Annotated in this window: 16 protein-coding genes; 4 read left to right on the forward strand and 12 right to left on the reverse strand. The window is 39.7% G+C overall.

Going from position 1 to position 20262, the window contains the following annotated elements; genetic code table 11:
• Window positions 1-171 precede the first annotated feature (171 nt).
• The 3 genes from ABJE44_RS00265 to ABJE44_RS00275 are packed head-to-tail and all read right to left on the reverse strand — an operon-like array spanning window position 172 to window position 4269.
• Window positions 172-2631: a bifunctional diguanylate cyclase/phosphodiesterase gene (locus ABJE44_RS00265; RefSeq protein ID WP_348120598.1), complete on the reverse strand. Its 2460-nt coding sequence runs from the start codon at window positions 2629-2631 to the stop codon at window positions 172-174.
• A 3-nt stretch (window positions 2632-2634) separates the two neighbouring features.
• A complete protein-coding gene (locus ABJE44_RS00270) occupies window positions 2635-3816 on the reverse strand; it encodes a TonB-dependent receptor (protein ID WP_348113595.1) in 1182 nt (393 codons plus the stop codon).
• A gap of 6 nt (window positions 3817-3822) precedes the next feature.
• On the reverse strand, window positions 3823-4269 hold the full coding sequence (locus ABJE44_RS00275) for a hypothetical protein (protein WP_348113597.1): 447 nt from the start codon (window positions 4267-4269) through the stop codon (window positions 3823-3825).
• Between the two features lie 292 nt (window positions 4270-4561).
• On the opposite strand from ABJE44_RS00275, the gene ABJE44_RS00280 reads away from it, so the two are divergent.
• Window positions 4562-5764, forward strand: coding sequence for a 3-deoxy-D-manno-octulosonic acid transferase (locus ABJE44_RS00280; protein WP_348113646.1), 1203 nt, complete (start codon window positions 4562-4564; stop codon window positions 5762-5764).
• 10 nt (window positions 5765-5774) lie between these two features.
• On the opposite strand, the gene ABJE44_RS00285 is transcribed toward ABJE44_RS00280, so the two are convergent.
• A complete protein-coding gene (locus tag ABJE44_RS00285) occupies window positions 5775-6851 on the reverse strand; it encodes a glycosyltransferase family 4 protein (protein WP_348113599.1) in 1077 nt (358 codons plus the stop codon).
• A gap of 143 nt (window positions 6852-6994) precedes the next feature.
• Between ABJE44_RS00285 and ABJE44_RS00290 the strand changes: the two genes are divergently transcribed.
• The gene (locus ABJE44_RS00290; RefSeq protein WP_348113601.1) at window positions 6995-7714 is read left to right on the forward strand and encodes a 3-deoxy-D-manno-octulosonic acid kinase; all 720 of its coding nucleotides are present in this window, start codon (window positions 6995-6997) and stop codon (window positions 7712-7714) included.
• 14 nt (window positions 7715-7728) lie between these two features.
• Here the strand turns inward: ABJE44_RS00290 and ABJE44_RS00295 are convergent, their stop codons facing one another.
• The 6 genes from ABJE44_RS00295 to ABJE44_RS00320 all read right to left on the reverse strand — a co-directional run bounded on the left by ABJE44_RS00295 (window position 7729) and on the right by ABJE44_RS00320 (window position 14597).
• Window positions 7729-8385: a sulfotransferase family 2 domain-containing protein gene (locus ABJE44_RS00295; RefSeq protein ID WP_348113602.1), complete on the reverse strand. Its 657-nt coding sequence runs from the start codon at window positions 8383-8385 to the stop codon at window positions 7729-7731.
• Between the two features lie 157 nt (window positions 8386-8542).
• On the reverse strand, window positions 8543-9658 hold the full coding sequence (nagA, locus tag ABJE44_RS00300) for an N-acetylglucosamine-6-phosphate deacetylase (protein ID WP_348113603.1): 1116 nt from the start codon (window positions 9656-9658) through the stop codon (window positions 8543-8545).
• Between the two features lie 32 nt (window positions 9659-9690).
• A complete protein-coding gene (locus ABJE44_RS00305) occupies window positions 9691-10704 on the reverse strand; it encodes an SIS domain-containing protein (protein ID WP_348113604.1) in 1014 nt (337 codons plus the stop codon).
• Window positions 10705-10738: 34 nt separating this feature from the next.
• A complete protein-coding gene (locus ABJE44_RS00310) occupies window positions 10739-12286 on the reverse strand; it encodes a sodium:solute symporter (protein WP_348113605.1) in 1548 nt (515 codons plus the stop codon).
• The gene (gene nagZ / locus ABJE44_RS00315; RefSeq protein ID WP_348113606.1) at window positions 12283-13335 is read right to left on the reverse strand and encodes a beta-N-acetylhexosaminidase; all 1053 of its coding nucleotides are present in this window, start codon (window positions 13333-13335) and stop codon (window positions 12283-12285) included. Before nagZ ends, ABJE44_RS00310 begins: the two co-directional genes overlap by 4 nt.
• A gap of 47 nt (window positions 13336-13382) precedes the next feature.
• Window positions 13383-14597: an anhydro-N-acetylmuramic acid kinase gene (locus tag ABJE44_RS00320; protein ID WP_348113607.1), complete on the reverse strand. Its 1215-nt coding sequence runs from the start codon at window positions 14595-14597 to the stop codon at window positions 13383-13385.
• A gap of 560 nt (window positions 14598-15157) precedes the next feature.
• Here ABJE44_RS00320 and murQ point away from each other — a divergent pair.
• Window positions 15158-16081, forward strand: coding sequence for an N-acetylmuramic acid 6-phosphate etherase (gene murQ / locus ABJE44_RS00325; RefSeq protein ID WP_348113608.1), 924 nt, complete (start codon window positions 15158-15160; stop codon window positions 16079-16081).
• 85 nt (window positions 16082-16166) lie between these two features.
• A complete protein-coding gene (locus tag ABJE44_RS00330; RefSeq protein WP_348113647.1) occupies window positions 16167-17258 on the forward strand; it encodes a DUF1343 domain-containing protein in 1092 nt (363 codons plus the stop codon).
• A 13-nt stretch (window positions 17259-17271) separates the two neighbouring features.
• Here the strand turns inward: ABJE44_RS00330 and ABJE44_RS00335 are convergent, their stop codons facing one another.
• Together ABJE44_RS00335 and ABJE44_RS00340 are read right to left on the reverse strand one after the other, a co-directional pair.
• Window positions 17272-18120, reverse strand: coding sequence for a MurR/RpiR family transcriptional regulator (locus tag ABJE44_RS00335; protein WP_348113609.1), 849 nt, complete (start codon window positions 18118-18120; stop codon window positions 17272-17274).
• Between the two features lie 173 nt (window positions 18121-18293).
• Complete coding sequence (locus ABJE44_RS00340; protein ID WP_348113610.1) at window positions 18294-20186, reverse strand: glycoside hydrolase family 3 protein; 1893 nt, start codon at window positions 20184-20186, stop codon at window positions 18294-18296.
• Window positions 20187-20262 lie beyond the last annotated feature (76 nt).

Raw genomic sequence — 20262 nt, forward strand, 5'->3', positions numbered from 1 at the left:
AAGGAAAACAATAAAGTGCTGATGATATATATTCAGTACTTAAAATGGAATTTAAGGGCAAAACTGATACTCAATGTAGAGCAAAGATTTTTATACACTTTGAAAACATTCTGATATCAAGTAGAAGGCACTCTGCGCTAAACATTGTAAATGTCGTAAAGCGACACTAGATTATGGAAGCTTAGTTATTTTGTCTAAGTCTTCCCAAACATCGGACTTTAATTTATCAGGCAACAATGAATATAAGTCTGCCTCAGGTATAGGCCTAGATATAAAATATCCTTGTCCAATTTCACATTTAAGCTGCGACAATAATTTAAATTGTGCAGAAGTCTCAATACCTTCGGCCACCACTTTCATACCAAGGTTTTGTACCATAGCAATAGTAGAAGACACTATCTGCATATCTGCGCTGTTATCATTCATACCTGACACAAAGCTTCGGTCAATTTTAATTATATCCACTGGCATCTGTTTCAAATACGCTAAAGAGGAATACCCTGTTCCAAAATCATCAATTGAAAAGATAAATCCCATTTCTTTGAGCTGTCTCATAATCTCTAAAGTATGGTCGATATCTGCCACAACGGTTCGCTCAGTAAGCTCTAACTCTATTTGTGAAGGACTACGCCTGAATACTCTTACCTGCTCACGCAAAAACGGCAACAAGTCAGGATCTAAAAATTGACTGGCAGACAAATTAACAGCAATTTTTAAATCTGGGTAACCTAGTTCATCAAACTTTTTAAGAATTTCAAAAGCCTTTTTCAGTCCCCAGTAACCTATTTTCAACATATTCTCAGAGCTTTCAATTATAGGGATAAACTCATCAGGAGGGATAGTACCTCTCTCGGGGTGAATCCATCGTAGCAAAGCTTCAAAGCCAATTAATTTGCCGCTATCAATATTCACTTGAGGCTGTAATGCAAAACTAAACAGCCCTTGATCTAAGGCATTGCGCACTTCATTTTCTAACTCGACCTTACGTATAACTGCCGTCAACATATTATTAGTAAAAGTATCGTACTGACCGCCGCCACTATCTTTCGATGCATACATAGCAATATCTGACTGCCTAACTAAATCATCGACTAAAATATCGGCATTATTGGTGCTGGTAATCCCTATACTGCAAGAGCTATAAAACAGTAACTGATCCACAGCAATAGGCTCCCTAAAGCTCTCAATTATCTTAGATGCCAAAATAGGGGCACCTTCCATCATGGCTTTTTCTACAAATACCACCACAAACTCATCACCGCCAAATCGAAATAACATGTCAGAGTCACGTAAGCTTCCTCGAATTCGCCTCGCAGCCTGAGCCAAAAAGCTATCACCCATTTGATGGCCGTGGGTATCATTGATTTTTCTAAATTTATCAAAATCTAACAGCATCACTATAACCTTGTTAGAGTCACGTTTTAATGAGGCCAATTGTTTTTTAAGTTGATGATTTAACATGTTGCGGTTAGGTAATCCTGTCAACCTGTCGTACATGGCTATATTTTCAAGCTCTCTGGTGTTCAGCTCTATTTTTCTATCCATAGACTCTAATTCATCAGCCAATAAACATGCCGAGTCTTGTAATAGTTCGATTTCATCAATAAAAAGATGGGACTTAGCAAATTTAAAGGTACGAAACTGACGATACTTTTTACTTGCCAGTAAAGGAAGTTGCGCAGCTAACAACAATAGGCGTTTTCGAAATTGCATACTCAATAAAACTAACGTTATTGAGCATAACACCACCACTGAGATAGAAATGAAAAACACCTTTTTTTGATAACGCTTATGTGCCAGTGACTGCTCACTAATATCATGCACAAATAGCAAATAAGTTTGATTACCAAGTTCTGGATCAACGGCAATTAAACCTAACAAATAAACACCTTTTTCATTTTCAAAACGATATCCACTATCCAATAACTCACTTATGCTCAAGTTGGCGGGGAGCTGCGCAAGAATATTCTGCATAAACTCTTTGTTACTAAAACTAATAGGCATTTTAACCTTCAGATTTGCCAGCTTTTCAGTTTTATCAAATGAGGAATCCGTGCTTAAAATTGCCAGTTTTGCAAAAGTTGAGCGATTAAGGGCAGCTAAGGTTTCTATCAATGAACTGCCAATGGATAAAACGAGCATATCGCCGTCTTGAGTTAATATCGGCATAGTGATCAACTGTTGGCATTCTTCTAGACAACGAATATAAGAAAAAGAAGACTGAGTTTTTAAGGCTTTTGATGCATCTTCAAAGATGTAATCTGGGGTCGTTTTTGATGTACTGAAGTAAAGATTTCCCTCCCCCTCCAGTATCCATAAATTGTTGATATGCCACTCAAATTGCAAATACTCGAATTCATCTTCCATAAAAGATGCAATACCGTCTGGATTTTGAGAGTACTCCGCCTGAAAGTGTAAAAAAGATGCAAACCAAGATTCAACTTGGGTCCTGAGCATATCTCTTATTAGTTGGAATTGTTGCTGATCTTTATCATGTAATTTTTTCTGTTGAAATGCATAATTTTGATTGCTTTGTCCGACCCACAAATAAGTCAAAGAAATACTGGCGATCAATAAAAAAGCCATAAGTAGGCCCATGATTTTAAAAGGTAAACTTAAATATCTACGCATTTCTTAAAACCAATACATCAATTGCACTGCCCATATATTCCAGTACTTATTACGGTTTAAAGCAATATTAGGAGTAAAGATAGGCGCTAGCCTTGCCGCCCCCTTAACTCTATGAATTTCAGCCTGTATCTGAATGTTTCCTGAAAACTCCCATGTCAGCCCTAAAGTCGCTTGGTCCATATAACCGAAATAACTAGGGACAACCCCCTGACTCAGGGTACTAATTAAATTCCCATTTCTATCGTCTCTATCGCGGTCGTATAAATCTAGTCTCGCCATCCAAGTTAAGTTTTGTGGCAAAAAGTATCGCCATTGAAAGTAGCCCCCCTCAGCAAAAGTATCACTATAAAAACCCGCAAATAAGACGTCTTCTGCGATAGTTCTTTCACGCATTACCTCTAGAGCAACCTCATGCTTAGAACCTTGATACATCACATTAAACATAAAACGCTGAGATGTTTCTTTACCATTTACAAAGGCATCATTTTCACCTTGAACATATCTAAAATCAGCATCAATAACAGAAAGGCCATATTGAAAACCACTTAAATTTGGACGCCAATACACGCTAAACTGCTTATCGCTATCATGCTTCAATTTACCTTTGGCCGATGCCCCGAGTAAATTAGTCCTTTGTTCTGAGCTAATAGGTGAGGTACCCAAGCTGAAATTAATATCCCACTCTCCAAGGCTATTATTGCCCTGAGTCACTAAAGCTAAACCATCCACACCAAGGGCTACATCTCGAAACACATCAAAATATAGAGATTGGGGTAAAATAATAGATGGCCTTGTATGAGGCACATCTCGAGTGGCTGAATATAACCAATGATAATTTTTGTTCCGACCTAATTGAGCTTTAACACTCCATTGGTCACTATCATATAGTTGCGACTCTAAAAACAAATAGTCAATTCTGGCGCCCTGCTGATAACGATTACCGCCATCCAAATAAACAGCTTGCCCGGCGACCCTAAAAATGGAATTGAAACGATAAGAAGAGTTAAGACCTACTTCTGTTAATTTAAAGGAAATATCTCCGTCATCCTCAACAAAATTAGACCCATCAGCTTGAATAACACCTTGTGCTATAAACCCATTTACTTTCACTTCTCGGGCATGGGACAAGGCTGAAACGAAACAAGCTACAAGCAATATCGATAACCCTAATATTAACCGCACCATGCCCATTTACCCCTCACCAACACGAATAATTTTTACATTGAAATTATCAATTTGAATATTACTCATAAGGTAACCAATGGCCCCTGGAGTGCTACTGATTCTCTCAAGCATTTCTTGTTCATTTTTAACCTTAATAGGTTCTTCCCCCAAACCTGAATAAACTAATTTGTTCCAAATACGATCTAGCTGGTAAGGAAATAGTCCTAACACCTGAGTGCTAAAAACTTTATGGGTTGGATGGTGATCTTCCATCACATAAACGGTAATAGTGGAGTCATTGGCCCAAGATACTTGGCGCATTGAAAAGACCCTTCTTGCTTGTACTTTAGTCATGTCGTCAGTTGGGACTGAGGTATTCACAACAACCTGCACGAAAGAGTCCTGACTATGCGCTATGGGCATAATTGATAGGAGCAAAAGTAATAACTGACTCAGCATGCAAATTCTAAGCAAACAAAACGCCTCTCAAAGGTATGTTTTTTATACTAAGCGACCTAAGCCAAAAGTCTATAGTTTTTGAAAAATAAAGACTGTTCAACCAGTTAGGAGGGCATTAATTATTACTGAAAAACTTTGCCACTTTATACTACAAAAAAAGCTGTTAAAATTAGACCTGCGTCTCTTACTAATCAATTGCACAAACATGTCCCCAAAAAACCACCTCGACTTAAAACAAAAACTAGCTTTGTTTTGCTACTCCTTGTTGTGGCTGATACTCACCCCATTCACTTTGTGCCATTTTATTGTGCAGTATTTGAGTAAAAAATCTGGATATTCAATCTCAAGGCTTTCTCGATATGGCTTGTTATTCACGCAAAAAATTAGCAGACAAGGGATATTGATACACTGTTCATCTGTCGGAGAAGTGGTAGCAGTTCAAACCCTAGTTGAGCGTCTTATAAAGACCAACCCGGAACAGGGCATTACTATTTCAACATCCACCACTACAGGAGCAGAAAGAGTAAATTTACTTTTTGAAGGTAGGGTAAAACATGTTTATTTCCCCTATGATTTTCCACTATTTGTTACTTCATTTATTCGACGTCTAGCACCTAAAAAAATTCTAATTAATGAAATGGAATTATGGCCAAATTTCAGCAGAGCTTGTAACAAAGCGCAGATCCCCATTTACATTATCAATGGCAGAATGAGTGACAAATCCAAAGTAACATATAGAAAATTTCCAAGCTTGTTTTCTCCCATGTTTGCGAATTTCAGCGCTATTTGTGCCCAAGGACAAAGAGACTACGACAACTATCTTGACTTAGGAGTAGATCGCAACCGGCTATTTTTAACCAACAACATAAAATTTGACCTAAGCTTTAGTGATACCGATATTAAAACCACTGAAGTCATCAAACACACATTTACCATTGGTCACAGAGATATATTGGTAGGGGCCAGTACTCATGCTCCTGAAGAACAGTTACTAATCGATGCTTATTTACCATTAATACGACAATATCCAAATCTTTTATTGATTATTGTACCTAGACACCCACAGCGGTTTGAAAAGGTATATCAGTTATTAAAAGGCCAGAATATTCAGGTTAATTTAATGAGTGAATTAAAGCCCTGCGACGACTCAACCCAAGTACTCCTATGCAATCAAATGGGTAAACTGAGAGCCATTTACGCTCTAGCGGATATTGCATTTGTTGGAGGGAGCTTGGCTGACAGAGGCGGTCATAATGCACTAGAACCCGCAGCGGTAGGCGTTCCAATGATTATGGGGCCATCTAGATATAATAACCCAGCCATTTGTGCAGCTTTAGAGTCAGCTAAAGCACTAAGAAATGTTGAAAATACTGAAGATATAAAATCAGCGTTTCAAGATTGGTTAAACAACCCAACACAAAGAAAAACAGCGGGCGCGGCTGGTAAACAAGTACTTGAAAAAAATGGTGGCGCCATTGAGAAAACACTCGAGTTAATCTATTCGTCGTAGATATGGTATCTCATTGAATTGAACGAAAAAAATCCACCAGCCGTTTAGCTTCATCTTCAACGCGGTATTCTTGCTCAACTCTTTGCCTGCCGTTTTTACCCATTTTCAGCAGCTTTTCAAAATCAGAAAGCAATAACTCCATTTTTTCAGTCACTGCTGCCTGATCATTAACAGGTACTATGTAGCCGTCTGCGCCAGGGCGAATAATCTCTTCCCATGCCCCAGCCTCTGTGGCTAGTACAGCAGCTTCACAGCTCATGGCCTCTAACACAGTCAGACCAAAGCCTTCATTTTCACTTAAGGCTGCCACTAAAGATAGCGCACTAAAAATTGCGGGAATATTCTCAAATGGTAGTTCACCAGTAAACGTAACCCGCTCTGCTAAGCCAGCATCAGCTACTTTTCGTTTTAGCTCTTCAACAAAAGCCGTATTACTTGATGAAATAGCGCCCACTACCACTGCATTCACATCTGGGTACTTATCAAGTAGCTCAATACAAGCTTGCACAAATAGATGCACGCCTTTTTGTTTTCTAACTCGCCCTAAAATGCCAATACCTATTTTTCCGCCATACCCTAGGGCTTCCCAAGCTTTTGCTTTATCTTCAGCTGCTTGATAGTCATTAATTTGCACACCATGGGGGCTTATCATAGTAGGTGGATCAGACAAAAAACTAGCAGAACGCCGACTCATCGCTAATACTGCGTCCATTTTCCGGCTTAGCCACACAGTAGAGCCTGACCGTTTACGCTGCGCCGCTGAACTAAACACCAGTTTAAGTTTTGCTTTAAAGAAGTACTTTAAAATGAGACCTTGGATCATCTCATCTACGCGTCTGGCATGAAACACTCGAAACTTGCCACTTTTTAGCGGCTTACGACACATCTTAACTGTATCCCAAAAAGAAATAGCCAAACTAGGATCTGGTAAAAAGTGCTCTCCCATGATCCGTAAGTTAATTAACTCTTTTTGATAGGACATCACCTGCAGCATAGTAGAGGTCACACCGGAAAAATTAGAATTTGAATTACCTACGATCAATTCAACTTCATTTGTTTTGGATTTATCAGTTACTGAGTTTTTCATAATTTACGGCGGAATTACCCTAGGTCGATACAAACGAATATGCTTGAACGTTAACTATCTCAAAATGCGCGTTTCAGCGTGAGTTTTGAGGTGGCTTGGGTATAGGTATACAATACACCCAATATTTATTTTCTGATTGTAACATGCCTGATATCAAGCTAAACACCAACAACAAGCAAACAATACTTTTTGACCCTGCCCATTTTGATAATCCTAACAAAGACATATTTACTAAAAAATATTGGCAATCTAAAGACGCTTTAATTGGCAAAGCTGCTGGGCGTGGCACCACTTACTTTTTTAAGCATGACAACAAAGAGTATGTTTTACGCCGTTACCGCCGGGGCGGTTTAATTGGCAAAGTTTTATCTGACCAATACTTTTACAACGGCTTAAAAAATACCAGAGCTTGGCTAGAGTTTAATTTACTAGAGCACATGCACAACCAAAAACTTCATTGTCCAGCACCTGTAGCCGCAAGCGTCGTTAAGTATGGAATGTATTACTGTGCCGATATTATTTTAGAGAAAATTCCAGAGGCGCTAGATTTACACCATATTTTAATGCAGCAAACTCTTCCCATTGAAGCTTGGCAAACAATAGGTAAAACCATCGCTGACTTTCATAATCACCAGGTGTATCACCACGACTTAAATATACGAAACATTATGCTAGATAACACCCTCAAAGCTTGGCTAATTGATTTTGACAAGTGTGCTATTAAACCGGAAGGTGATTGGAAGCCCAGCAATATAGAGCGACTAAAGCGCTCTTTTGACAAAGAAAAAACATTAGCCAAAATTAATTGGCAACAATCAGACTGGGAAACATTATTACAAGCATATACCCAAGCTTTACAATAGCTCTGTAAGCCAATCTACTCAAACTGATATTTCAATAAATCGATATCTTGTTGGTAATGTTTGGCTACAGCATCAATTGAACGTGTATTGTAATATTCGCGATAATCTTTTTTGCGGTCAGTTGCCTTACGTTTATGGGGAATAGACACGTCCTTTAAACCTAATTCTTTTTTAATCACTTCAAAATCATCATGCAGGGTTTCGTATCTACCCATAAAATCCACAACAATATTGCCTTTTAAGTCAATTAGATGGTCGGTTTGTAATTTTGTGGCAATGTCAAAATGGAAAATATACGGGCGCGCGGGATCAAATTTATACTCTATAAATTCATTAAAATCTTTTATGCCCGCTAATAACTCTGGCCTCTCACGTTGAATGTGGTGGTAAGAAGATACTTGTAAATCCCACGGGTTACGCACAAAAGCGAATTTATAGAGTTTATTGAAAAATTCATCAGGGAGCATTTCTTTAGCGGCAATAACACCTGCATGGCGGGGAAACTTAGTGGCTGTGGTATGCCCACAAAAATTACTAATTTTATGGCCAGGAAACATTAAGTAATACATAGGACAACGCCAACGCAATTTATTCAATACTGAACGAATACTTGTGCCACCAGTTTTAGCAATATGTACATATAAAAAATTGTATTTATGATTCAGTAGCACTTCATATTTCCCAAACTAAATTTAAAAATGAACTTGGTCGATTGTATTTATGATTCTAAACAGTCGATATTTAAGGTTTAGGACTATTCAGACTTGAATCAGTTCCTTATACATAGAATCTATCAAAAATACGCTCGAGATAGTAAATTTTATAGCACTACTGCTTGATCCCTCCTTGAAAAACACTATCCACTTGTAAATGCTTATCTATTACCACAAAATCAGCTTGAGCGCCTATGCTCAAATGCCCCACGTTTTCTAAGCCAAGAAACTTAGCTGGGGTCTTCGACGCACTATACAAAGCATCGGTTAACGCCACCCCCACCACTTGATGCGCTCGCCTAACTGCGCCCATCATATCTAAGCAAGACCCAGCTAAAGTGCCATTTGGTGTAGTGAGCTTATCGCCATCACGGGTAATCACGGTGTCTAACCAGGGTAACTGAATTAAATCACTCCCCACATGGGCCATTGCATCTGTGACTAACATAATACCTTTAGCTGATTTAGCTTTAAACGCCAAACGACAATTGGCACTATGCACATGCAACAAATCAACAATCAAACCTGAAGTGATACGCTCATCGGTTAGCACCGCAGCTATTAGTCCTGGCGCTCTAGCTTGTAAACCTGACATAGCATTATACAAATGAGTGGCCCCTGTTGCCCCAGCCTCGATTGCTGCCAAAACAGTATTAAAATCAGCATTAGAATGACCTAAAGACACTATCAGCCCACGACTGACTAGATCTTTTATAACATCAGGCCCAACATTCTCTGGCGCTATGGTCAGTAACACTTTACCTAAATCAGAACGGGTAATAAGGTTCAGTTCTGCATCTGAAATTACACGCACTTGCTCAGACGGGTGAATCCCTCTTTTAGTAATACTTAGATGGGGTCCTTCAAAATGAACCCCAGCTATGCCCTGCAAATTCTCAGACACGGCCTCTGCTATGGCATCAGCAGCTTGTTGCATAACAGGTAAACTATCGGTAATTAAAGTTGGCGTCATAGTCGTAGTGCCATATTGGCGATGGGCCGATAACATGCTTTTCAGAGAAGCTAAACTGGGAGCCTGATTAAACAATACTCCGCCGCCACCATTAACCTGAGTATCCACAAAGCCCGGCGCTACCAAACCATCTAAGTGCGCATCACAAACGACAGAGCTAGCTGAAACCGAGCTGATCACACCCTTTTCAACTTCAAAATAATAATCGCTATGTAACTCAGCGCCATCAAAAAATTGTTTTGCAGAAAACCACGTCATTCCCAAAATCTCACTATCAAACTAATACATAATTATAAAGTCTGCGTGACTTTATTCAGGCCAACAGGCTCGTCTGGATTTAAACCCATTTGCTGTGCAATGCCTTCGATATCAAGGTAAAAGCGCAGCATAATTGCCAAAGGGATGAATCGTTTATAAATATTTTCAGCAGACTGGTTCTGCTTATTGATGTTTAAGGTCAACACTTGCCCCCCTCTTCGGACAACCTCATCTATCTGCTTTTTGTGGTGCCCAAAGGTTTCATCTTCTATCTCAATATTCAGCAGCGTCAATTTGTTTGCCACTAACGTAATTGGCCCATGTAAAAATTCAGCACTGCTAAAGGCCTCTGCATGAATCCCACACACTTCTTTTAGCTTAAGGGCTAATTCACGGCCAATGGCGTAACCAAACCCTCTACCTAATACCACACAATGTTTCACCTGCTTTAAGTCATTAACCCCTAACTTGGGTGCCTGACTGACTACCTCTTCTAACTGAGCAGGCAAACTCTGTAAACCGAAAGTTAACTCTTTGGAGTCTGCCCATTGGGCCACTAAAGACGCAATTGCGCTTAGGGTACATAAAAAACTTTTGGTGGCTGCCACCGCTTTTTCTGGCCCCGCTTTTAGGGGTAATACTTGATCAACTAACTTGGCTAAAGGCGACGATTCATCATTAACTAAGGCCAAACACAAAGCCCCTGTCTGTTTAGCTTGTTTAACTTGATGCAAAATATCTGGGCTTTTACCCGACTGAGAAATACAAATAACTAAGGCATGCTCCAATTGCAGTGTTTTGCCAAACAAAGTGCTTACAGAAGGCGCTGCCGCACATACTGGAATGCCTAATTCCGTTTCAATTAAGTACTTTGCATATACTCCAGCATGATCTGATGAGCCTCTACCAATCAAGTACACCATTTTTGGCGCAAACATTTTTACTCTTGCAACTATATCTTTAACTGTATTTTGGTTCTCATACAACTGACGCCTGATTTGCTCAGGAGCTTGCAAAGCTTCTTTCGCCATGAGTGATTGTGACACTATTACTTCCTCTCAATAAAACGTGAATTTATGACTATTTATTCTTCTTTGTTAAACACACTAGGGTCGATACTGTGGTGCCAATCACCAACTGCCAGGTAAAAGCCAAGTCAAACTGCCAATGGCTGGGCAAGTACAAAGATTGAACGTAAGGCTGCATTAACACAGGGATGGAAAACCCAACGACTAGAGCAGCAAGAATAGACGACGGGGTACCACGCTTAGAAAACAAAGCAGTAAAATAAATACCTAGTAGCCCGCTGTAAGAAAACACCATGACACTCAGGGCGAATGCCAAAAGAGGGGTGTCTGTATATTGTTGCCAGTAGTAACAAAGCAAGGCAACGCTGCCCAAAGCAATCGCCACTAACCCCATACACCAACGACCCACTGTTACCAACTTGGCTTCGCTTATTGCCGCTCCCTTTTTGAGCCAGCCCCGATAAATATCTTGTACAGCCACTGACGACATTGAATTCAAACCAGAATTTAAAGTAGACAAAGCAGCGGCCACAATGCCTATGGTCACCACAGCTTTAATGCCGTTGGGTAGAGTCGTTAAGACGTAATACATAAAAATGGTGACGGTTTGACCTTCAAATTCAGGTACTGGTACGCCAGTACCGGCTTGCATCATTATGTCTGGTCGTTGGTAGTAAATGAAAAGCAGTAATCCAATACAAATGAATACCAACACGATAGGAACACCCATGACAATAGATGAGACTAATGCCTTAGTGGCACTTTCTGCATTTTTACAGGTTAACATCCGTTGTGTGACATCTTGGTCGAGGCCAAAAGCTGCAATATTTAGCAATACAAACCCCGTTAAAATTGACCAAATATTAAATACACCGGCACTACTAAAATCTAACGAAAAATCAATAAAAGTCAGCTTAGATGCCTGCTCTGCTCCAGGAGCATGTAAAACCTCTACCATTTCACTAGGAGTCAGAGGAATAGAATGAACAAGATGCCCCAGTACCAGCAATGCAGCGCTTACATAAATAAGACATTGCACCACATCTGAGTAAATAACCGTGCGAATCCCCCCATAAACCGTATAGGCAAAGCCGACACAGGTAATGATTCCAATAGCTATAATCACTGATGTGGGCTCGACATTGCCAAATAGAATCATAGAGACCGCGATGGCCGCCATGAATAACCGGGAGCCACTGGCAAATAAGCGCCCAAACAGATAAACCGCACCCGCTTGATATTTAGCGTTATCTCCAAAGCGGCTGCCAAGTAGCTCATATACAGTGAATGCTTTCAAAGCATAAAATCTGGGCAACAAAAATTTAGCCACAAATACCGCTGCTATTAAGCCTGCAATATTGGTGGCTAAATAGGTAAGATCTCCCCGATAACCTTGGTCGGGCCCCCCCAAGAAGGTGGCGGCAGATTGGGAGGTGGCCAGCACCGAAATACTCACAGTCCAAACGGGCATGCTGTTTCCACCTAAAAAGTAATCATTGGTGGTGTTAGCGCGACGATTAAAAAAATACCCTGTTGTCAGCAAAACTAAAATATATGCTGTAAAAACCGCCACATCTAAGGCAGTGTATTGATCAATCATACTGGCATTCCATTGCTTGATATCAGCTCTGTTAATTCTTCTAATAAAGTAGCATCATCAATTTTAGATAGACTAGCTGAAGCTTTTGTAGCAGCAATCTGAGTACGCATAAGTGCATTGCCAGTTAATGTCTGTAAGGCAGGCTCTAGAGCCTGTAAATCCTCAATCTTGCCACTACACTGCAACACCAAATCACAACCCGCATCTAAAGCTTGCACCGCCTTATTCGCAGTAGTGCCGCTCAGCGCATGCATGTCGATATCATCTGTCATAATCAAGCCATCAAAACCGATATGCTCTCTTAGCACTTCATTTATGACCTTTCGGCTTAAAGTTCCAGGGTGCTGATTATCAATAGCTGCATAAAGAATATGAGCCGTCATTAGCATTGATTGATTTTTAAAATGTTCAAATGGTAAAAAGTCCCACTTGGCAAGAGTATCTAAGTCAGCATTAACTACAGGTAACGCTTTATGGCTATCTGTTGTGCCCCTGCCATGCCCAGGGCCATGTTTAATCACAGGCTCAACACCACTAAGCTGCAAACCAGTGATAGTGGCTTGCCCCAAAGCAATAACACTTTGTGGTGTGTCACCTAACGCTCTGTCAGTGACGACAGTAGAAGCATCCGCTTGGGGAATATCTAACATGGGGGCGCAATTAACATTAATCCCTACACGCTTTAAGTCAGCTCCAATTAACTGGTAATTTATCTCACAAGCTCTAATTGCTGATTTTGGAGATTCTTGATAAAGCTTTGCAAATTCAGTGGGGCTAGGTGGAATGCGCCAGTACGGCTTAGGCAAGCGAGAAACTCTGCCACCTTCTTGATCGATCAATACCAACGCATATTGGTTATCGGTAACGGACTTAAACTCATCAACTAATACAAACACTTGGCTTGGTGAGGCTATATTACGAGCAAACAAAATTAGCCCAGCAGGCCGCATTTGTTTAAACAAAACCTTTTCTGCTGCGGTTAATGCAGTAGTCGCACAACCCACTATTGCGTTTGTAGGTGGCTGACTGAAAGTCACTAGCTTATCCATATCACTCCCTATGGCTTAAGGTTTTCTATTTTAGCTTTACAACTAACTCAATCTGGAAAGCTCACTTTCCCCATGCTAACTTGCGGCATGTTTACTTTTTCTGTAGCAGGCTCACTAGCATTTGCACATAGGGTTTCATTGGCTAACAAAGCAAATAAAACGGCTTCTTTAGCATCTGGGTTTAATGATAAGTCAGTAGTACTTGATAATTTTGTATGTGGTAGCTTATTACTCAACCTAATTTGTATGCGCCTCATTAATAAAGGGTTATGCAACCCACCCCCACTAACATACACACTTAAATCAGGCAGAGACTGTCCAATTGTGGCCACACTGTCAGCTATACACTTAGCGGTAAAATCACAGAGGGTAGCCATTACATCCTCGTTAGAGATGTCTGTTGCCTCAGCTTGCTGTTGCGCTGTACGCAAATAATCAAGGTTAAAGACTTCTGGGCCTGTGGTTTTTGGAAATGGCTGTTTAAAAAAGGGGGAACTCGCTAATTCCATTAATAAAGCTTGATGAATACTACCAGCACTAGCAACTTTGGCCCCGTCGTCATAATGTAAATTGCCTGGCAAGGTTTGTATAAAGGCATCCATAATGATGTTGCCTGGACCTATATCGGAACTAAATACTTGAGAAATATCACCTTTGCTTGGCAAGTGAGTTAAATTCGCAATGCCACCAATGTTAAGCATGATGCGATTTTCAGCTGTACTGTGGAACAACAAATAATCACCATACATTACTAAAGGTGCACCCTGCCCCCCAGCGGCAACATGCTTTTGTCTGAAATCACTTAGGGTAATAATATCTGTCAGCACAGCAATATGATCACCGTCACCTATTTGCAAGGTGGCATTAGGAAAGTCATCATACTGATGTTGTTCTTTAGGACTGTGATAAATAGTTTGTCCATGACTAGCGATAACATCAATATCTGAATTTTTGTATCCAAAGCCTTTTATGGCTTGATTCACCAAGTTCGCATGATAATGAGCGATCCATGCATTTAATAAACATACATGCTCTATACTCCCTTCGCTCTTGGCAAATATAGTTTTTATTTTGTTGCGGTACTCTTCACAATAATCAATGGTTATAAAGTCAACTAAATTACAGACTGTATTGGTTCCAGAGTCAGATATCTCACACAGTGCAATGTCTAATCCATCCAATGACGTTCCGCTCATCAAGCCAAGTATCAGACGCGACTTCTTACTTGACATTTTATATAATTTTTCAATATGTGGGTGCATGCCCTAACCTAAAATTTAAAATGGAACCTTAGAAAAAGTGAACAGATAAGTATCTATCACTCATGTAACTATGCTCAGCTAGTGAAGCAGCAGTGCTTAACAAGTTAGAAAACATAGTTGCCAAACAGCTAGCTACTTTTTGAGAAGATGACTGCTATCATGTCACTTTATCGGATCACCCACTGTGATTCTGTTACAAAAAGTATCACCCAAAGGCATGGGAACATGCCCAATATAACACCCAAGTCTATTTATCTAGTAGATACTAGCTGCACCCAAAAATCAATTATTATTACCTATATACAAAAAATAAAGAATAATATATTCTCAAGATCAGGGATCTATAAATTAATAACACTTATAGTATTTTAGAGAATAAAACGGTTAATCTGTTTGATAGTAATTATGAGATATTCTTATTATCTTGAGTGTTAACCATTGATAAGAGCAATCATTTATAGCCATTGTGAATCAAACTTAAATTAGGCTAACTTTGATGAATCAAATAAAGTATATGCAAATCGTAACATTTACCTACTTCAAAAAAAGTGAGAAAAATTATGGATAATAATCCGCTTTTAGATGAGCTCTACACTATCTTGTCAGAAACCAGAAACAACGAAACGATAGACATTGACCTACTAACAACTCGAGATATCTTACAAAAAATAAATGAAGAAGATAAGAAAGTCGCTCTAGCTATAAACCCAGCTTTATGTGCCATCTCCATTGCAGTAGATATCATAGTTAACGCCTTTAACAATCAAGGCCGATTGATTTACATAGGTGCAGGAACTAGTGGCCGCTTGGGTATTTTAGATGCAGTTGAATGTGTCCCTACTTTTAGTGTCGCCAAAGATATGGTGATTGGCATCATAGCTGGAGGCGAAAAAGCCATAAAGCATGCCGTTGAAGGAGCTGAAGATAACCAAGAAGCAGCAATAGCAGACTTAAAAGCCATCAACTTTAACTCAAAAGATGTACTAGTGGGTATTGCTGCTAGTGGCCGAACACCCTATGTTATTTCTGCCATACAATACGCTAATTCATTAGATGCCAAAACAGTGGCGGTAAGCTGTAACCCAAACTCGCCGATTGGCAAAAAAGCTGATGTAGATATATGTGCCCCTGTAGGGCCAGAAATACTAACCGGCTCAACTCGCATGAAATCAGGTACGGCTCAAAAATTAATCCTTAATATGCTGAGCACTGCTAGCATGATAAAAATAGGCAAAACCTATCAAAACCTTATGGTAGATGTGAATGCCAGCAATAAAAAATTATATGCTCGAGCATTACTGATTGTGATGCAAGCCACAGATTGCGATGAAGAAACGGCTACTGCAGCACTACAACAAGCAGGCAACGAAGCCAAAGTCGCTATTATGATGATATTAACGAATACAAGTGCCGAACAATCCCTTGCTTTACTTCAACAAAACAAAGGTTTCTTAAGAAAAGCGATAGAGACTAGCCTTGCCTAATTTAAGCGTTATACGCCTGACACTAGCCATACTAGTTTTCAGCTTAAGTGCCTGTGCTAGCCAAACTAAAGTATCCCAGGCAGATATACAGACAGGAGCCACTCAAAGTGACCGTTATTTGCCATTATTAAAGGGCAAACGGGTAGCCCTTGTGGTTAACCAAACCTCTCAAATACAGGGCTCACACTTAGTGGACTTTTTACTATCTAAACATGTAAATGTGGTTCGGATATTTGCACCAGAGCATGGGTTTAGAGGCGATCATGATGCTGGAGCACACGTTAGTAACGCCATAGATAACAAAACAGGTATTCAAATCACCTCCATCTACGGTAAACATAAAAAGCCCTCTAAAGACACCATGGACCAAATTGATATAGTGGTATTTGACATACAAGATGTTGGGGTGCGCTTCTACACTTATATCAGCTCAATGCATTACATGATGGAAGCGGCCGCAGAATCAAACACCCAATTTTTGGTGTTAGACAGGCCTAATCCTAACGGGAAATTTACCGACGGCCCAATACTGGAAATGGACTATCAATCTTTTGTAGGCATGCACCCAATCCCCCTTTTGCATGGCATGACAGTGGCTGAACTGGCTTTAATGATTAAAGGTGAAAACTGGATTATAAACGCTAGCAAATTAGCACTATTTACCATTAGCAACGCTAACTATAAACGCAGCATGCCCTATGAATTACCAGTGGCTCCTAGCCCTAACCTACCCAATAGCCAAGCTGTAAAACTCTACCCTTCCTTATGTTTTTTTGAAGCAACACCGGTCAGTATCGGTAGAGGAACAGACTTTCCATTTCAGGTTGTAGGCCACAACGAAGTGCCTTTAGGGAAGTTCAGCTTTACCCCAAGATCAAGGCCTGGCGCCGCGCTACACCCTAAATTACAAGATAAAACCTTATTAGGTATAAACCTGCAACAAAGCACACAACAGGGATTAGACTTAGGAATATTTATAAAAACCTATCAGGCATTCTCAAAAGCAGAAGTGCCATTTTTTAAGCACCCTGAATTCATGGATAAGTTAGCAGGTACTCACAAACTTCGAAAGGCTATTGAAAACGGACAAAACTTGCAGCAAATACAAGAAAGTTGGAAACCGGGGCTACTAACCTTTAAACAACTACGTAAACCCTACTTGTTGTACCTAGATTAAAAATCCTAGTAACTTAGGATGAGCGCCTAAAGTCACTCACCACAGCATTGGTCTTTTCTAATATCTGACGACCCTGACGAGAAGATTGCGTAATAGCGATAAATAAAATATCAATGATAAATTCTTGAGCTGTTCTGGCTAAAATAGATGACAATCGAGCTGATTCTTCATCTGCAACTGAATATAGCTTTACCTCAGCTAAATCAGAAATGGGGGTCGTACCAAATCGCGTCAGCGATATAACCTTAGTATTATTATGCTTTGCTTCAGATACCACATTAATAATTTCTTTGGTGTTACCAGACTCACTAATAGCAAATACTAGGTCGTTTACACCTAAAGTAGCCGCAAAAGCCAATTGGGCATGTGCATCGGCCTCTTCAATCGCCAGTATTCCTAGCTTCTGAAGCTTATATGAGAAGTCCTTACCGACTAAAGCTGAACCACCTAAACCACAAATTAAAATACGCTTCGAAGATTTAAGTAACTCTACAGCTGCCACCAATGATTTTTCATCATTCAGGTTTCGAGTTTCATTTAATACCGATACCTTACTGCTAAGTAGCTTGTCAGACATTTGTGCAAAGCCATCATTAACGGTGATTTTGCCATGTAAGTTACTATTAGCAGTAGAGGTATTCAACGCATCAATCACCCCCATTTTAAAGGCGGGGTAACCCTTGTAGCCTAATTTCTGAGAAAATTTAACCACACTTGATTGACTCACACCCACCACATTCGCCAGTTCTTGTGATGATAACTCTCTAATTGCATTAGACGAGTCTAAAGCAAACTTCGCTAACTTTAGTTCACTGCTCGACAAAGAATCTTTAACGGCTTTAATCTTGGTAAATGTAGACATGTTTTCTCAATAATATTTTATTTGTCAATTTAGAATAATAATACCCAATAAATCTAAAATTATTAACTGGTTTCCACTAATAATTCAAATAAATACAAATAGTTATTAAAAAGAAACTATACATTATTCCAACTGAATATTTTATTCCCTCTTTTATCATCTCACGCCTCTAATTATTTAATCCTTTGCACCGAAACAGGTAAACTCCCCTGAGCTTGAATATTGCCAATAATAACATCAGCTAATGCATTAAAGCTTGGACCTTGATATTCAGTAATAAAACGACCAAAGTCATCCCAGTATTGAGTTTGATTAAGGCGGTAGTCAAAGCTCGCTAATATGGCATCAGAGAAAGGCGAAAATAAATAACTCTTATACGGGGTACGGAAACTAACGAATACAGTCTTCTTAGCTAAGTCTCTGGCAGTTTTTAATAACCTCAACTGTTGCGTATTTTGCTGCTGTTTAGAACTGCGCTTACTTTTATGCTTCAGATCATCCATACCACCCAGTTCAGCTAAGCTTTGGTCTGGTATTATATCAGCAGTAATTAGCATATCAGCCCACTCCAAAGACGTTAGCTTAATGTCAGCGTCATGGCTTGCCATGCTATTACATTTTATGTGTAAACTTGGCTTTCGGGACTTTAAAGCCAATGTTAACCCCATACATTTCGTGGTGTCCGGCATGACTAAGAGGACCTTATTTATGTTACTTTCTAGAGGCAACACGCCATTGTTTTTAACTGCCACAACAGCCTTGTTGGCCAATTGCTGTTCAATTTTTTTATGGTGCTTAGACCCCAAGGTTAGTGTCGCCTTGTTTATAGCCTGTTCAATAGGCAGGTGAGTATTTAGCTTTAACTGGTAACCTTCTTTTAAGCTCACTATACGCTGCACCGAAGCTTCTATTTCGGCCAGGCTTAACTGCCCTCGCTGCACCTCATTTGCGACATTATTAATGAGTTTTTTTAGCTTTTTAATATCTGAAGGGTAACGAATTATCGTAGGCATCAGGGCTATATCAGCCCCTGCTGAAAATGTTTGTATCACGGCTTCGGTTTCATCGAAATAATGAGACACACCAGCCATATTAAGGGCGTCAGTTATAATCACGCCATCATAACCCATCTTATTTCTTAGTAGCCCCGTCAAAATTTTTCGAGACATAGTCGCAGGTAGAATAATTGAGCTGCCGTCTTTTGCTTTAAACTTGGTATTATCTAATTCAGGATATTGAATATGGGCCGTCATTATCATTGCTGGAGAGCTGTTATCAATGGCATGTTGAAAAGGTAATAAATCCGTTGCCTCTACTTGAAGTAAGCTATGATCAACCCTTGGTAAGCCAGTATGGCTATCAACATTAGTGTCTCCATGCCCAGGGAAATGCTTTAATGTAGCCATCATTCCTTGGTTTTGCATAGCGGTCATTTGAGCAGTTCCTAAACTAGCCACAATTTCAGCATTTTCACCGAACGAACGTACATTAATTACAGGGTTTAGTGGGTTTACATTTACATCAACAATGGGAGCAAAGTTCAAGTTAAAGCCGAGTGACATTAATTCCTTTGCCAATACTTCACCGGTTTGCGTGGCGAACCTATCACCGTATTTAGCGTATGTCGCACCTATGGCCATATTACCCGCTAATGGAGTACCTAAATGTTTGGGTAAACGCACCACACGCCCACCTTCTTGGTCAATCGCTATAAATAATGGAGGATGACCTGCAGCCTTTGCAGCTTCTTGCAGCGCATAATTCAAATGCAATATTTGTGATGTGTTTTCTATATTTTCAGCAAACAGTATTACTCCACCGATACCCGTATCTGCAATCAAACTCGCTAGAGGATCGATTAATTCTGTGACGGGTTGAGTACAATGTTTTTTCGATATGGTAGCAACACAAAAATAACGTAAATCAATCATTAATTTTTGTGCGACCTGACGTCCAAGCTCTTTACTCACAGGAGATATTAAAGGTGTTTGGCTGCACGCAACTAAAACTGTCGCAATAAATATTAATTGCACGTGACGCGATATGAGATAGATACTTTTTAACATATGTTTCCTACATTGAGTTTTAACAAATGTAATAAAATAAATGAAGAATAGTATATTCTTTACGGTGATAAAAAAT

The organism is Paraglaciecola sp., assembly GCF_039942875.1.
In the GTDB taxonomy this organism is placed as follows: Bacteria; Pseudomonadota; Gammaproteobacteria; order Enterobacterales; family Alteromonadaceae; genus Paraglaciecola.

What these genes read in the sequence shown, in the direction of transcription:
- ABJE44_RS00265 (WP_348120598.1), bottom strand. Translation starts at nt 2,631, where the DNA reads ATGCGTAGATATTTAAGTTTACCTTTTAAAATCATGGGCCTACTTATG.
- ABJE44_RS00270 (WP_348113595.1), bottom strand. Translation starts at nt 3,816, where the DNA reads ATGGTGCGGTTAATATTAGGGTTATCGATATTGCTTGTAGCTTGTTTC.
- ABJE44_RS00285 (WP_348113599.1), bottom strand. Translation starts at nt 6,851, where the DNA reads ATGAAAAACTCAGTAACTGATAAATCCAAAACAAATGAAGTTGAATTG.
- ABJE44_RS00290 (WP_348113601.1), top strand. Translation starts at nt 6,995, where the DNA reads ATGCCTGATATCAAGCTAAACACCAACAACAAGCAAACAATACTTTTT.
- nagA (WP_348113603.1), bottom strand. Translation starts at nt 9,658, where the DNA reads ATGACGTGGTTTTCTGCAAAACAATTTTTTGATGGCGCTGAGTTACAT.
- ABJE44_RS00310 (WP_348113605.1), bottom strand. Translation starts at nt 12,286, where the DNA reads ATGATTGATCAATACACTGCCTTAGATGTGGCGGTTTTTACAGCATAT.
- nagZ (WP_348113606.1), bottom strand. Translation starts at nt 13,335, where the DNA reads ATGGATAAGCTAGTGACTTTCAGTCAGCCACCTACAAACGCAATAGTG.
- ABJE44_RS00320 (WP_348113607.1), bottom strand. Translation starts at nt 14,597, where the DNA reads ATGCACCCACATATTGAAAAATTATATAAAATGTCAAGTAAGAAGTCG.
- murQ (WP_348113608.1), top strand. Translation starts at nt 15,158, where the DNA reads ATGGATAATAATCCGCTTTTAGATGAGCTCTACACTATCTTGTCAGAA.
- ABJE44_RS00335 (WP_348113609.1), bottom strand. Translation starts at nt 18,120, where the DNA reads ATGTCTACATTTACCAAGATTAAAGCCGTTAAAGATTCTTTGTCGAGC.
- ABJE44_RS00340 (WP_348113610.1), bottom strand. Translation starts at nt 20,186, where the DNA reads ATGTTAAAAAGTATCTATCTCATATCGCGTCACGTGCAATTAATATTT.